We start from the raw sequence: 13,480 nt of genomic DNA, 5'->3' as shown, positions 1-13,480 counted from the left end.
GCCGCAGAGGTGGTCTTCAAACGCCGAGACAGACGACCGATCTGGCAGGCCGTCGCAGACTTCTTCTGGCCGCGCGGCGGCTGGGGGCGTGCGTTCACCTATGTCAAACATCGTGTGCGCCGTCTGCCTGATCCGCCGCACCGTATCGCGAGGGGCATCTTTGCCGGTATCTTCGTGACGTTCACACCGTTTTTCGGGCTGCATTTCTTCCTGGCGGCGACGGTCGCGTGGATCATGCGGGGCAATATCATCGCCTCGCTCTTGTCGACCTTCGTGGGCAATCCGCTGACCTTCGTGCCGATCATGGCGATCTCGTTGCAGACGGGGTATTTCCTGACCGGGCAGGGCCATGCGCTTGGTGATGAGGTGCATCGCTCGCTCGGGGGCAAGTTCGTGGATGCCGGGCGCGATCTCAAGCACAACATCTGGGCGATCTTCACCGATGAGCGCGCGGACTGGAGCCATCTGCTGGTCTTTTATGACGAGGTGTTCTTTCCCTACATGGTGGGCAGCATCATCCCCGGACTGATCGCCGGGATGATCGGCTATTACATCAGCCTGCCGGTCATTCAGGCCTATCAGAACCGGCGGAAGGGTGTGCTCAAGGCGAAATGGGCCGCGATCCGCGAAAAAGCCGCGCAAAAGGCTGACGCCAAGAAGAAACAGGACTAAAGCGTTCCGCCCTTGACCTGAGGCATCAGCCAAGGGCGGAACGCGAGCAACGAATGAAAGAAACACTGCATTTCGCGAAAATCTGTGATTCAGGTTTTCCGCGAAACGCTCTAGGTTCCTGTTCAAGACGGCGGTGCATCATGGAAGGGCGTTCAGCATGACATCCGAAGGCAAGCTGCGGCTTGGAGTGAATATCGACCACGTGGCGACGGTGCGCAATGCGCGCGGCAGCGCCTATCCCGATCCGGTGCGCGCGGCGAAACTGGCCGAAGAGGCGGGTGCCGACGGCATCACCGCGCATCTGCGCGAGGATCGCCGCCATATCGCGGATGCCGATATCGAACGGCTGATGGCGGCGTTGGAGCGGCCCTTGAATTTCGAAATGGCGGCGACGGCGGAAATGCAGGCGATTGCCCTGCGCCACAAGCCGCATGCGGTCTGCATCGTGCCCGAAAAGCGCGAGGAACGGACCACCGAGGGCGGGCTGGATGTGGCTCGGGACGACAACGCGCTTGCCGGCTTCATCGCGCCGCTCAGCGATGCGGGGTGCCGGGTGTCGCTATTTATCGGGCATGAGCCACGCCAGATCGAGGCGGCGGCGCGGGTCGGTGCGGCGGTGGTGGAACTTCATACCGGCGCCTATTGCGATCTGCATTACGAGGGCAAATTCGAGGAGCGCGATGCCGAACTGGCCGCGCTGTGCGAAGGTGCTGCACTGGCGCATTCGCTGGGGCTCGAGGTGCATGCGGGCCACGGGCTGACCTTCGAGACGGTCAAGCCGATCGCGGCGATCCCGCAGGTGATCGAGTTGAATATCGGACATTTTCTGATTGCCGAGGCGATCTTCCTGGGGCTTGGTCCCGCCATCGCCGAGATGCGCCGCTTGATGGACGAGGCGCGCGCGGCATGAGCCGCGGGCGCGTGTTGCGGGATCAGGTGACATGCGTCGCCGCGATCTGAGTGTCGGACTTTTTGCGCTGCTGCTGGCGGCGTGGTCGCTGTGGGTGCTCGAGGGCGCGCGTCAGGGCGTGGTGATCGAAGATCTGAGACTGGGCGATACGCCGGTGACACGGATGAGCGATGGCAGCGGTGGGCCGCCGGTGGTGATCGCGCATGGCTTTGCCGGGTCACGCCAGATGATGCAGGCCTATGGGCTGACGCTGGCGCGGGCGGGCTATGACGTGCATGCGTTCGATTTCCTTGGCCATGGCCGCCACAAGGTGCCGATGGGCGGGGATGTCACCAGCGTCGAAGGAACGACCCGGCTGCTGGTCGATCAGACCGCAGAGGTCATTGCGATGGCACGGGCGCGGGGCGATGGCGCGGCGGTGGCCTTGCTGGGCCATTCGATGGCGACGGATGTTCTGGTGCGCGTCGCGGCCGAGACCGAGGGGGTCGGGCCGCTGATCCTGCTCTCGCCGTTTTCACAGGCGATCACCGCAACAGAGCCGAAAGACCTGCTGATGATCGCGGGCGCATGGGAGGCGCGGCTGTCGGAGTTCGCGCTGGAGCAGGTGCGACAGATCGATCCCGAGGCGGGCTTTGGCGAGGTGGTGGGCCGCGATGGGCTGCGCCGGATGGCCTTGCAGGCGCCGATGGTGGAGCATGTGGCGATCCTGCATTCGCGTGCAGCACAGCGCGCGGCGCTCGATTGGCTGAACGGGTTTCATGGCCGGGATCAGGGCACAAACGTGCCGCCGACCGGCTGGGCGCTGATCGGCTTGCTGACGGCGATCACGGCGCTTTTCGGCCCGGTCGCCCGGCTGCTGCCCCGGCGCGAAACCCTCGATATGCCCTTGTCTGCAAGGGGTTTGGCGGTGGCCATAGGGCTGCCGGCGCTGGCGGCGCCGCTTCTGGCGACGCAGGTGGAAACGAAGGTTCTGCCGGTGCTTGTGGCGGATTACCTGGCGCTGCATCTGATGATCTATGGCGTGCTGCAGATGGCGGTGCTGGGCTGGTTGAGGGGGCGTCCGGGTTGGCCCGCGCCGCTGGCGGCGGGGCTGCTGGTGGTCTGGACGCTTGGGGTGTTCGGCCTTGCGCTGGATCGCTATGGCGCGAATTTCTGGCCGACGCCGGAGCGGCTGGCGATCATCGCGGCGCTGTGTCTGGGGGCGGTGCCTTTCATGCTGGCGGACAGCTGGCTTGCGCATGGTGCGGGGCTGTGGCGGAGGGTGCTGGCAAGGGTCGGGTTTCTGGCCTCGCTCGGGATTGCGGTGGCGCTGGATTTCGGGGGGCTGTTCTTCCTGCTGATGATCGCGCCGGTGATCGTGCTGTTCTTCCTGAGCTTCGGTGTGATGGGCCGGGCGGTGGCCCAAAGGTCGGGGCCGATGGCGGCGGGGCTTGGGCTGGGGCTGGCGCTGGCCTGGGCTTTGGGGGTAAGTTTCCCCTTGTTTTCAGCGTGATGGGAGAGGCGCGATGATCCTCGGGATCGGCACGGACCTGGCCAATATCGACCGTATCGCCGGCACGCTGGAGCGGTTCGGGGACCGGTTCCGCAACCGCGTGTTCACCGAGATCGAGCAGCAAAAGGCCGAGCGGCGGCAGGATGTGGCGGGCACCTATGCCAAGCGGTGGGCCGCGAAAGAGGCCTGTTCCAAGGCGCTTGGTACGGGGCTGCGGATGGGGATCGCATGGAAGGACATGGCCGTGAGCAACCTTGGCACCGGCCAGCCGAGGATGCACCTGACGGGCTGGGCGGCGGAGCGGCTGGAGGCGATGACGCCGCCGGGGCATGAGGCGATCATCCATGTGACCCTGACCGACGACCACCCGTGGGCGCAGGCCTTTGTGGTGATCGAGGCACGGCCCATCGAGGCGAATCAGGGTTAACGCGTTGATATGATGACATTATGCCGTTCGGTATTGCGTCGGTATCACGTCGGTATCGCGTCGGTGTGCAAGCGCCTGATCGTGCTGACAGCCGGACCTTAACAGGGCGTGCGTTGCCCCGTGCCGGTCTGCGGGATGCCGGCGCAGTGGGCGGGGCGCGCGAACACCGGGCAGGCCTGCGCCGCTCCGGCGTGAATCGGCCATGCCCCAAGCGGAGGTGATTCCAAAGCCCCGGGCTTTGGCCTAAAGCGATCCGCCTTTACCCTGAGGCATCAGTAACCGGCGGAGTGGGCGCAACGAATGAACCGAGCACCGCGTTTCGCGAAAATCGGTGATTCAGGTTTTTCGCGAAACGCTTTAGGTTGAAGACTATGGATATCGTTCTGATCACCACGGTCATTGCCGCGCTTTTCGTGGTGATCGGCGTGGCCGAGCCTTTGGCGGCGCGGCTGCGGCTGCCCTATAGCGTGATTTTGGCGGTGCTTGGCACGCTGATCGGCGTGGGCGCGATCTTTTTCCTGCGCACCGAGTTGACCGATGCGCTCAACCCGGTGGCCGAGGCGATCCTTGGCCTACCGATCCGCTCGAACGTGTTCCTTTATGTCTTTCTGCCGACGCTGCTGTTTCAGGCGACGTTTGGCATGAACCTGCGGCGGATGCTGGATGACTGGGTGCCGATCCTTGTGCTGTCGGTGGTGGCGGTGGTCGTGGCCACGGTGACGGTGGGCTATGCGCTGTCATGGACCAGCGCGCTGCCGCTGGCGGCGTGCCTGCTGATCGGGGCGATCGTGTCGACCACGGACCCGTCGGCGGTGGTGTCGATCTTTCGGTCGGTGTCGGCGCCGCGCCGGCTTGCCCGGATCATCGAGGGTGAGAGCCTGCTGAACGATGCCGCCGCGATTGCGCTGTTCGGGCTGTTCATGGGGTTCGTGATGCTGGGCGTGCCGGACCCGAAACTGAGTGATGCGCTGGCGCAGTTCCCGGTGCTGGTGGCGGGAGGCGTGCTGACCGGGTGGGTCACGGCGCGGATCGCGGTCTGGATGATGGCGGCGTTCGGGCGTTATGAGCTGGCGCAGATCTCGATTTCGGTGGCGCTGCCGTATCTTGCCTATATCGGGGCGGAACAGAGCGTCGGCGCGTCGGGTGTGATCGCGGTGGTGACGGCGGGCATCACGCTGAACCTGACGGCGCCGGGGCGGTTGCCGCCGCAGGCCTGGGCCAATATGCGCGAGGTGTGGGGCCTGCTGGCGCATTGGGCCGGGGCGCTGATCTTCATTCTGGCCGCACTGCTGATCCCGCGCCTTCTGGAGGAGGTGCGGCTGAGCGATTTCGCGCTGGTGGGCGTGGTCATTCTGGCGGCGACGGCGGCGCGGGCGGTGATCCTGTTCGGGTTGTTGCCGCTGTTGTCGCGGCTGCGCGTGTCGCCGGTGGTGGAGCGGCCCTATCGCGCGGCGATCCTGTGGGGCGGGCTGCGCGGGGCGGTGACGCTGGCGCTGGCGCTGGCGGTGACCGAAAGTTTCCGGGTGCCGGACGGGATTCAGCGCGTGGTAGGCATTCTGGCCACGGGCTATACGCTGTTCACGCTGCTGGTGCAGGGCACGACGCTGCGGCTGGTCATCTCGAAGCTGGGGCTGGACCGGCTGTCGGCGATCGACGAGGCGCTGTCGCGGCAGGTGGTGGCGGTTGCGCTGCAGACGGTGCGCGAGGATGTGGCGCGCACCACCGGGAATTACGATCTGGGCCATGAGATCGTGCGCGCAGAGGCCAAGCGCTTTGGCGAGCGGCTGGATGCGGCGGTCAAGACCGCCGAGGAGAGCGCCGATATTCTGGATCGCGACCGGATCACGCTTGGTCTTATCGCGCTGGCGGGGCATGAGCGGGATACGATCATCGTGCGGGTGCGCGAGAGGACGATCTCGGCGCGGATGGCCGATCAGGTGTTGTCGGATGCCGACCGGCTGATCGAGGGGGCCAGATCGGGCGGGCGCAGCGGGTATCAGCGCGCCGCCCGGCGCAGCGTGGCCTATGGCACGGCGTTCCGGACGGCGTTGCTGCTGCATAACCGGCTGGGCGTGTCGGTGCCGCTTGCCCGGCTGACGGCGGACCGGTTCGAGCTGTTGCTGACGCAGCGGTTGAGCCTGCGCGATCTGGACGGGTTCATCGATGGGCGGATCCGGCGCATCCACGGGCGGCGGGTGGCCGATCTTCTGCGCGAGTTGCTGGCGCGGCGGGTCGAGCTTGTCGAGACCGCGCTGGAGGGGCTGAGGCTGCAATATCCCGGCTATGCCGAAAAGCTGGAGCGTCGTTTCATCCGCCGTACGGCGCTGCGGCTGGAAGAGCGCGAATATACCGCCATGCGCGAGGACGGCTTGATCGGCGCGGAGGTGCATACCGCGCTGATGCAGGAGGTGGCCGAGCGGCGCGCGCGCGCCGAAGAGCGCCCCCGGCTCGATATCGCGCTGCAGCGGCGCGAACTGGTGGCTCAGTTTCCGCTGTTTGCGGGTCTGGACGAGGCGGCGATCCGGCGGCTGAGCCGGGCGCTGCGCACGCGCTATGCCAATGTGGGTGACGTGCTGATGCGCAAGGACAGCCCGGCGCGCAGCGTGTTCTTCATCGCGTCGGGCGCGGTCGAGCTTGAGGCGGCGGGGCAGACTTGGCGTCTTGGGCGCGGCGAGATGTTCGGGGAATTGTCGGTGCTCAAGCGGATGGCCCGGCGCGCGGAGGCGCGGGCGATCACGCCCTCGGCGCTTCTGGTGCTGGACGAGGCGCGGTTCCGGCGGCTCTTGCGGCGCAGTGCGCGCCTGCGGCAGGCGGTGCAGGAGAGTGCCGCGAAACGCGGCATCAGCATCGACATGCCGCCTGCGGCCTGAGGAGGTGGCGTGCGGCGCGCCACGGCCTGCTGGCTTGACACCCCGGCCCCGTCCCCGCATGTAGCGCGAAGAGATAGCGGAGGACGCCACATGGCCGCCGAAGGCAAGACATCAAGCTCGATCTGGGAAACCGTCAAGACGGTGTTCTGGGCGCTTGTGATCGCGGGGATCTTCCGCACGATCTTTTTCCAGCCGTTCTGGATCCCGTCCGGGTCGATGAAGGACACGTTGCTGATCGGGGATTTCCTGTTCGTCAACAAGATGGCCTATGGCTATTCCTATGCCTCGTGCCCGACGATCCGGATCGCGAGCCTTGGGCTGGATATCGACGCGCGGGATGTCTGCGGGTTTCTGGATGGCGACAACACCCGCTTTCTGGGCAGCGAGCCCGAGCGCGGCGATATCATCGTCTTTCGGCATCCGGTGCAGGGCACCGATTTCATCAAGCGGCTGGTGGGTCTGCCCGGTGATACCGTGCAGATGCGCGGCGGGCGGCTTTACCTGAACGGGGAGCCCGTGGAGGTGGAGCCGGCGGGCACGTTCGAAGAGGTGTTCGAGCCGCAAGGCCCGGTGCGCATCCGGCCGCGTTGCGAGAATGGGGTCGTGGGCGAGGGGGCGATCTGCCGCAAGTCACGGTTCCTCGAGACGCTGCCGAATGGCGCGTCGCATCACATCCTGAATATCGGCAACCAGCGGTCGGATGATACGGGTGTCTTCACGGTGCCCGAGGGGCATTACTTCTTCATGGGCGACAACCGGGACAATTCGACCGATTCGCGTTTTCCGCAGGCGGTGGGCGGCGTTGGGTTCGTGCCCTATGAAAACCTGATCGGGCGCGCGGGGCGGGTGATGTTCTCGTCGGCGGGCAGTTCGATGCTGTTCTTCTGGACATGGCGCAGCGATCGCTTTTTCGAGAAACTGGACTGACGAAAGAATGAAGCTGTCGGCGGAGTTGAAGGCGTTCGAGGAGCGGTTGGGACACCGCTTCGAGCAGCCTGCGCTGCTGGTTCGGGCGGTGACGCATTCCTCGATGGCCTCGCCCACGCGCGACGACAATCAGCGGCTTGAGTTCCTGGGCGACCGGGTGCTGGGGCTGGTGATGGCCGAGGCGCTGCTGGAGCGGGACCGCTCGGCGGAAGAGGGGCTGCTGGCGCCGCGCTTCAACGCGCTGGTGCGCAAGGAGGCCTGTGCCGATGTGGCCCGCGAGATCGCGCTTGGCGATGTGCTCAAGCTGGGGCGGTCCGAGATGCTGTCGGGCGGACGGCGCAAGCAGGCGTTGCTGGGCGATGCGATGGAGGCGGTGATCGCCGCGGTCTATCGCGATGCGGGCTTCGACGTGGCCAAGGCCGTGGTGCTGCGGCTGTGGGGCAAGCGGATCGACAGCGTCAAGGAAGACGCCCGCGACGCCAAGACCGCGCTCCAGGAATGGGCGCAGGCGCGCGGCCAGACGCCGCCGGCCTATGTGGAGACGGCCCGTTCTGGCCCGGATCACGCGCCGCAATTCACCATCGAGGCCCGGCTTCAGAACGGCGAGGTCGAGACGGCCAGCGCCGGATCGAAGCGGCAGGCCGAACAGGCGGCGGCCAAGGCGCTGCTGGCGCGGCTCAAGCAGGGCTGAGACCGTCGGGGCAGTGTGGCCCGATCAGGATGGAGGCATCCTGCCGTTCTGACGGGCAGCGGCACGCCAGAGTTTGCGGCGGATCCCCTCGGGTTCGAGGTGGCGATACTTGCCGCCGGAATATTTCGGCCAGTCGATCGCCAGCCCCTGCTTGACAAGTTCCGCCGCCAGATCGCGCCCATCGGGCAGATAGCAGGTGGCGACGATGCGGTCATAGGACAGCTCTTCGGTGACATGCGCAGTGATGACCTGACCCTTGCACAACTGCACCATGGCCCATTTCGATTTCTGCCCCCAAGGATGGTCGAGTTCCGGAGCGTCGATCCCGGCGATGCGGATGCGCAGCTTGCCCAGAACGATGGTGTCGCCGTCGATCACGTAGCATGTGCTTTTGATGATTTCCGGAGGTTTGGGCGCTGGACGAGGGGGCGCGACACTTCCTTCAATGACGGTAAAGGACCGGGATTGATACCGAACGCGCCGCGTCTGTGGAGTGGAGAATGGAGGCGGCGGTGGGGTGCGTGTGAACAAGGAGCGGAATACGAAACGAAAAAGGCTCATGCAGATGTCCTGAAATGCAGCGGCGGAAAAGCACAGGTTAGGCAGACAAAATGGGCGATTTTTGGGCTTCTTGTGCGGAACGGCGATCTGGCTGGTGCGGGGGGACGAATTCCGGTATCTCCCGGGAAAACCATAGTAGCGGACCCCCTGATGACCACACGCGCCGGATTCATTGCCCTGATCGGAGAGCCCAATGCGGGCAAATCCACGCTGCTGAACCGGATGGTGGGAGCGAAGGTCAGTATCGTGACCCACAAGGTGCAGACCACCCGCGCCCGTATCCGGGGGGTGGCGATGGAGGGTGAGAGCCAGTTGGTTTTCGTCGACACGCCCGGTCTGTTCCAGCCGCGCCGGAGGCTGGACCGGGCGATGGTCGCCGCCGCATGGGGCGGGGCTGCGGATGCGGATGTGATCGTGCTGCTGATCGAGGCGCATCGCGGGATCACCGAAGGTGTCGAACGCATTCTCGAACGGCTGGAGGATGTCGGCAAGGGGCGCACCGTTGCACTGGCCATCAACAAGATCGACCGGGTGAAATCCGAGGCGCTGCTTGGGCTGACACAGGATCTGAATGCGCGGTTCAGCTTTGCCAAGACCTTCATGATCTCGGCGGAACGCGGTCACGGTGTCGAGGATCTGCGCAAATGGCTGGCCGAACAGGTGCCCGAGGGGCCGTGGCTCTATCCGGAGGATCAGATCGCCGATCTGCCGATGCGCATGATCGCGGCCGAGATCACCCGCGAAAAGCTGACCCTGCGGCTACATCAGGAATTGCCCTATCAGCTGACGGTCGAGACCGAAGCCTGGGAAGAGCGCGAGGACGGCTCGGCGCGGATCGACCAGATCATCTATGTGATGCGTGACGGTCACAAGGGCATCATCCTTGGCAAGGGTGGCGAGACGATCAAGGCCGTGAGCAAGGCCGCGCGAGAGGAGCTGGAAGAGTTCCTTGGCCGGCGCGTGCATCTGTTCTGCCAGATCAAGGTGCGGCCCAACTGGCTGGACGAGGCGGAACGCTATTCCGAGATGGGGCTGGATTTCCGGGACGGCAACGCGTGACGCGACTGACGGCGGAGTTCTGGGTTCAGGCTTATCTAACGCGGTTGCGGCTGCGCGATATCCCGGCCTTTGTCACGGCGCATGGCGATGACACCGCAGGCGCCGTTCTGGTCAAGCTGAACACATTGGACGGGCGGGCCGCTGCCTATCAGCGGTCGTTCGATGTGATGAGCGGTGCGCGGCAATGGCTGGTGCTGGCCGAGGGCGAGGAAAGCGCGGTGGACGCCGCGATTGCGCGGCAGCGCGGGTTCGATCCCGATCTGTGGGTGATCGAGGTCGAGGATCGGGAGGGCCGGCATCTGCTGGATGAAGAGGGTCTTGCCGACTGAGCGGCGTTGATGCGCGTCAACGCGAAGGGTGGGGGGTGATGTCTATGCTGCGGGCCGAGACCTGACAGGGAGACAGACCCATGAAAACTCATATTTTCGTAGCGACCGACGGGTCGGACACGGCCGCGAAGGCGGTCGATCTGGCCGCCGATCTGGCGGCGCGGTATGATCTGGATCTGACAATCGGGCATGTGCTGCATTTCGGTCGGCCTTCGGAAGAATTGCAGCGCATGGCCCATGTCGAGCATATGATCGAGGAGGTGCGCGCCAAGGCGGGCGTGGATTTTCCCAATGTGCCCGATACGATGCTGGGCCTGTTCGCCGAGACCAGACCGGGGGAGGAGTCCGTGCGGCTGGTCACGCTTGTGGGCGACGAGATCCTGCGCCTTGCCGCCGATCAGGCGGCGAATATGGGAGCGACGAAGGTCAAGACCATGTCGTCACAGGGGGATACGGCGGATGCCATTCTGGACATGGCCAAGGAGGCCGGGGCCGACATGATCGTGATCGGCCATCGGGGACTGGGGCGGCTCAAGCGCGCATGGTTGGGCAGCGTGGCGCAAAAGGTGCTGAACACCGCCGATTGCACGGTCGTGTCGGTGCGGTGAGCCGGCCTTGTCCCTTGGCCGCGGGGCCGGGACTTGGCAAGGGGCGGCTTCTGGTGTCGTATGGCGCCTGGCACAGGCAGGAGCGGGCGCAGCAGCGGACATGGAATGGCGCGATCAGGGCATATTGCTGTCCACGCGGACGCATGGCGAAACCTCGGTCATCATCGAGGTCTTCACGCCCGAACACGGGCGGCACGCAGGTGTTGTGCGCGGTGGCACGTCGCGCAAGCTGGCGCCGGTGCTGCAACCGGGGGCGCAGCTTGACCTGAGATGGCGCGCAAGGCTTGAGGATCATATCGGCACCTTCACGGTCGAGCCGGTCAGATCGCGCGCGGCGGCGTCGATGGGCGACCGGCTGTCGCTGGCGGGGCTGAACGCGGTGACGGCGCTGTTGCTGTTCTGCCTGCCGGACCGCGAGGCGCATGGGCGGCTGTATCGCAGGACCGAGGCGCTGCTGGATCTGCTGGGGCAGGGGGATGTGTGGCCGCTGGCCTATCTCAACTGGGAGATGGCGCTGCTGGACGAGATGGGTTTCGGGCTCGACCTGAGCGGGTGCGCGGTGATGGGGCCGCAGGCCAATGATCTGAGCTATGTGTCGCCGCGCAGCGGACGGGCGGTCTCGAGGGCGGGGGCGGGCGAATGGGCGGACCGGCTGCTGCCCTTGCCGGCCTGTCTGCTGGGAGCGGGGCCTGCGCCGGATGCCGAGGTGGCCGAAGGGTTTCAGGTGACCGGGCATTTCCTGCAGAACCATCTGGCGCCGGAGCTTGGCAACAAGCCGCTGCCCGCGGCGCGGCAGCGCTTCGTCGATCGGTTCCGAGCACGGCTGGAGGGGTAGCGATCAGCGCAGCGCAAGCACCAGATCAACGAGCGAGCCGATGGCGGCGGCGTTGCGGCCGGGGTGATCCTCGGTGAGGTCCGCGATGCCGATGCCGGTGGCGTAGATGATCCGCGCCATTTCGGGATTGGCGATCCCGATATCGGACAGAAGCCCTTTGATCAGATCAAGCCGCTGCGCATCGACACGGCCCAGGGTGGCCCGCGCGCCGGCGTGATCGCGCGCCCAGGCCCGGATCGCGGGCTCGGCGGTCATGTCTTCTGCACATTCGGCGACCATCTGTGCCGTGGCGCGCAGCTTGCTGGTCGCGGTGGCGCCGCGGGCGAGGGCGATATCCAGCGCGGCGGTCGCGCGGGTTTCCCAGAGGTCCAGAAGGGCGGCGTGATAGGCGGGAATATCGTCAAAATGCCAGTAGAACGAGCCTTTGGTGGTCTTGAGCCGACGCGCCAGAGCTTCGGCCTTGAGGGCCGATGGGCCGGTTTCGGCCAGCGCCTGCAGTCCGGTTTCCAGCCAGTCCAAGCGCGCGAGTCTGCGGGTCTTTTGCGTCATGGGGCAAGGATAGGTCGCGGCCCTGTTTCCGGCAAGACCGATCGCTTTGGGGAATGTCTGCTGCTGGAGATTGCCTAACTGACAAAAAGCTTCGGCCGGGATGCGGCTGTCGAGCCTTCGTCGTTCATGTTCGCAAAAGCCGGTGATGATCGGCACCTTTGGTTGCTTGGGGTCTGGAGAATATAGCCCCGAGCGTCGCTAAGTGTTGGCCCCGGTCCGCGCGGCATGAGCAATCACGGCGGCAAGGTGGCCCATGCTGGGCGGCATGTCGTAGTGCGAAGCCATGGCGTCAGGCTGGCAGGTTTGGGGGCTGATCTGAAACATTTGTAGATAAAAATTGTTACAAAAGCCCGCTTTTCGGGGTCTTTAGCAGATTTTAGATGACATTTTGTCACAGGGCCGTGATGCGCGCATCTGCAAGAGGCGCCGCCTGCGTACCCCTTTGCAACATGTCGATCGGCATGGACACAGTAAAAGGTAGACGGAAACATGACATCAATTCGTAGCTTCGCCGCAGTGGCCGCAACCGCCCTCAGCCTCGGCACCGCCGCAAACGCAGCCAATATCGTAGAGATTGCCTCGGGTGACGAGCGTTTCTCGACCCTCGTGGCAGCCGTCAGCGCCGCAGGTCTGGTCGAAACCCTTCAGGGCCCCGGCCCTTTCACCGTTTATGCGCCAGTCAATGACGCTTTTGCCGCGCTGCCCGAAGGCACAGTGGAAACGCTGCTCCAGCCCGAGAACAAGGGCCAGCTGACAAATGTTCTGCTCTATCATGTCGATGATCGCAAACTGACCGCCGAGATGATCCCGCACGGCTCGAACTTCTTCAAGCCGGTCCTTGCGTCAGAGCGCCTGTGCATCACAAGGGATGCCTCGGGTGTGTCCATCGCTGACGGCACCGGGACCAGCGCCAATGTGGTGATTGCGAACATCCAAGCCGACAATGGTGTGATCCACGTGATCGACAAGGTCCTGCTGCCCGGTACGCGCCCGGCCTGTCACTGATCCGGCTTCCACGACATCAAAGGCCCCGGACCTGCCGGGGCCTTTCTTTTTTGCGGCTACGGTCCGGCGATTGAAGCAGGCTGTGTCGTCGCCATGGAACGGGCTGCGCACGGCCGCAAGACGCTTGGGGGACTGAACGGCCCGCTGGACCGCGCGGTGACCCCGGCCCAGATTGAGCAGCCCTTGGATGTATAGGCGTTTGGCCCCCTGACCTCGAGGCACGGAGCGTCATGCAGCACTTGCGGTTTTGGCGCCGCCCATTCCTTGTCCATCTGCCCTTGCCGGTTCCAACCTTTGGAGGCACGGGCGCTTCGGCGCTGCATGATCTGGATCATATGCGACGTCTTTTCGGCTGGTATTGATGGCAGAAATTTGGCGGACCGCCCGATTCGGGCGGGGCGCTTGTCTCCAGATCGTGTCCGATCCGGTCGGGTTCGGATGGATTGATTACCGGTCAAAAACCCAGCTTGTCCGCAGGATGCGAGTTTGGTGGGGGTTTGCCGTGGAATCTGCAAACAAGGTTAATGTTTCGAAAAAAGAAACGA

14 protein-coding genes are annotated in these 13,480 nt (G+C 65.0%); 12 read left to right on the top strand and 2 right to left on the bottom strand.

Translation table 11 applies throughout. The features are described from left to right. Positions 1–9: 9 nt before the first annotated feature. The 7 genes from F3H35_RS14595 to rnc all read left to right on the top strand — a co-directional run bounded on the left by F3H35_RS14595 (position 10) and on the right by rnc (position 7,989). Positions 10–672: a DUF2062 domain-containing protein gene (locus F3H35_RS14595; protein ID WP_007812843.1), complete on the top strand. Its 663-nt coding sequence runs from the start codon at positions 10–12 to the stop codon at positions 670–672. Positions 673–829: 157 nt separating this feature from the next. Beyond that, positions 830–1,582 carry a pyridoxine 5'-phosphate synthase gene (locus F3H35_RS14590; protein ID WP_149780287.1) on the top strand — a complete coding sequence of 251 codons (753 nt, stop codon included), beginning with the start codon at positions 830–832 and terminating at the stop codon, positions 1,580–1,582. 31 nt (positions 1,583–1,613) lie between these two features. Then, on the top strand, positions 1,614–3,074 hold the full coding sequence (locus F3H35_RS14585) for an alpha/beta hydrolase (protein WP_149780286.1): 1,461 nt from the start codon (positions 1,614–1,616) through the stop codon (positions 3,072–3,074). A gap of 13 nt (positions 3,075–3,087) precedes the next feature. Continuing rightward, positions 3,088–3,501, top strand: a complete 414-nt coding sequence (gene acpS, locus F3H35_RS14580) for a holo-ACP synthase (RefSeq protein ID WP_149780285.1) — start codon at positions 3,088–3,090, stop codon at positions 3,499–3,501. 371 nt (positions 3,502–3,872) lie between these two features. Next, positions 3,873–6,371: a cation:proton antiporter gene (locus F3H35_RS14575; RefSeq protein ID WP_149780284.1), complete on the top strand. Its 2,499-nt coding sequence runs from the start codon at positions 3,873–3,875 to the stop codon at positions 6,369–6,371. A 90-nt stretch (positions 6,372–6,461) separates the two neighbouring features. Next, positions 6,462–7,298 (top strand): signal peptidase I, encoded by an 837-nt coding sequence (gene lepB, locus F3H35_RS14570; protein ID WP_149780283.1) that lies wholly within the window; start codon positions 6,462–6,464, stop codon positions 7,296–7,298. Positions 7,299–7,305: 7 nt separating this feature from the next. Beyond that, the gene (gene rnc / locus F3H35_RS14565; protein WP_149780282.1) at positions 7,306–7,989 is read left to right on the top strand and encodes a ribonuclease III; all 684 of its coding nucleotides are present in this window, start codon (positions 7,306–7,308) and stop codon (positions 7,987–7,989) included. A gap of 24 nt (positions 7,990–8,013) precedes the next feature. Here the strand turns inward: rnc and F3H35_RS14560 are convergent, their stop codons facing one another. Then, complete coding sequence (locus F3H35_RS14560) at positions 8,014–8,367, bottom strand: thermonuclease family protein (protein ID WP_223228427.1); 354 nt, start codon at positions 8,365–8,367, stop codon at positions 8,014–8,016. Positions 8,368–8,700: 333 nt separating this feature from the next. Between F3H35_RS14560 and era the strand changes: the two genes are divergently transcribed. From era to recO, 4 genes are all read left to right on the top strand, one after another. Beyond that, complete coding sequence (gene era / locus F3H35_RS14555) at positions 8,701–9,609, top strand: GTPase Era (RefSeq protein WP_149780280.1); 909 nt, start codon at positions 8,701–8,703, stop codon at positions 9,607–9,609. Next, positions 9,606–9,938, top strand: a complete 333-nt coding sequence (locus F3H35_RS14550) for a DUF1491 family protein (RefSeq protein ID WP_149780279.1) — start codon at positions 9,606–9,608, stop codon at positions 9,936–9,938. The genes era and F3H35_RS14550 overlap by 4 nt, the downstream gene beginning before the upstream one ends. An 80-nt stretch (positions 9,939–10,018) precedes the next feature. Continuing rightward, positions 10,019–10,546 (top strand): universal stress protein, encoded by a 528-nt coding sequence (locus F3H35_RS14545; RefSeq protein ID WP_149780278.1) that lies wholly within the window; start codon positions 10,019–10,021, stop codon positions 10,544–10,546. A 100-nt stretch (positions 10,547–10,646) separates the two neighbouring features. Continuing rightward, positions 10,647–11,381, top strand: coding sequence for a DNA repair protein RecO (recO, locus tag F3H35_RS14540; protein ID WP_149780277.1), 735 nt, complete (start codon positions 10,647–10,649; stop codon positions 11,379–11,381). 3 nt (positions 11,382–11,384) lie between these two features. On the opposite strand, the gene F3H35_RS14535 is transcribed toward recO, so the two are convergent. Next, the gene (locus F3H35_RS14535; protein ID WP_149780276.1) at positions 11,385–11,930 is read right to left on the bottom strand and encodes a TetR/AcrR family transcriptional regulator; all 546 of its coding nucleotides are present in this window, start codon (positions 11,928–11,930) and stop codon (positions 11,385–11,387) included. Between the two features lie 489 nt (positions 11,931–12,419). On the opposite strand from F3H35_RS14535, the gene F3H35_RS14530 reads away from it, so the two are divergent. Then, positions 12,420–12,935, top strand: a complete 516-nt coding sequence (locus F3H35_RS14530) for a fasciclin domain-containing protein (protein ID WP_037295083.1) — start codon at positions 12,420–12,422, stop codon at positions 12,933–12,935. Positions 12,936–13,480 lie beyond the last annotated feature (545 nt).

It is taken from the genome of Roseovarius litoreus (assembly GCF_900142765.1).
GTDB classification, from domain to species: Bacteria; Pseudomonadota; Alphaproteobacteria; order Rhodobacterales; family Rhodobacteraceae; genus Roseovarius; species Roseovarius litoreus.
Note: the sequence above shows the minus strand (reverse complement) of the source record. Positions and strands in the feature narration are given on the sequence as shown.

Excerpts from the sequence above, each read along its gene's own strand:
- rnc (WP_149780282.1), top strand. The coding sequence starts at position 7,306 with ATGAAGCTGTCGGCGGAGTTGAAGGCGTTCGAGGAGCGGTTGGGACAC.
- F3H35_RS14590 (WP_149780287.1), top strand. The coding sequence starts at position 830 with ATGACATCCGAAGGCAAGCTGCGGCTTGGAGTGAATATCGACCACGTG.
- F3H35_RS14535 (WP_149780276.1), bottom strand. The coding sequence starts at position 11,930 with ATGACGCAAAAGACCCGCAGACTCGCGCGCTTGGACTGGCTGGAAACC.
- F3H35_RS14575 (WP_149780284.1), top strand. The coding sequence starts at position 3,873 with ATGGATATCGTTCTGATCACCACGGTCATTGCCGCGCTTTTCGTGGTG.
- F3H35_RS14585 (WP_149780286.1), top strand. The coding sequence starts at position 1,614 with ATGCGTCGCCGCGATCTGAGTGTCGGACTTTTTGCGCTGCTGCTGGCG.
- era (WP_149780280.1), top strand. The coding sequence starts at position 8,701 with ATGACCACACGCGCCGGATTCATTGCCCTGATCGGAGAGCCCAATGCG.
- F3H35_RS14530 (WP_037295083.1), top strand. The coding sequence starts at position 12,420 with ATGACATCAATTCGTAGCTTCGCCGCAGTGGCCGCAACCGCCCTCAGC.
- acpS (WP_149780285.1), top strand. The coding sequence starts at position 3,088 with ATGATCCTCGGGATCGGCACGGACCTGGCCAATATCGACCGTATCGCC.
- F3H35_RS14545 (WP_149780278.1), top strand. The coding sequence starts at position 10,019 with ATGAAAACTCATATTTTCGTAGCGACCGACGGGTCGGACACGGCCGCG.
- lepB (WP_149780283.1), top strand. The coding sequence starts at position 6,462 with ATGGCCGCCGAAGGCAAGACATCAAGCTCGATCTGGGAAACCGTCAAG.
- recO (WP_149780277.1), top strand. The coding sequence starts at position 10,647 with ATGGAATGGCGCGATCAGGGCATATTGCTGTCCACGCGGACGCATGGC.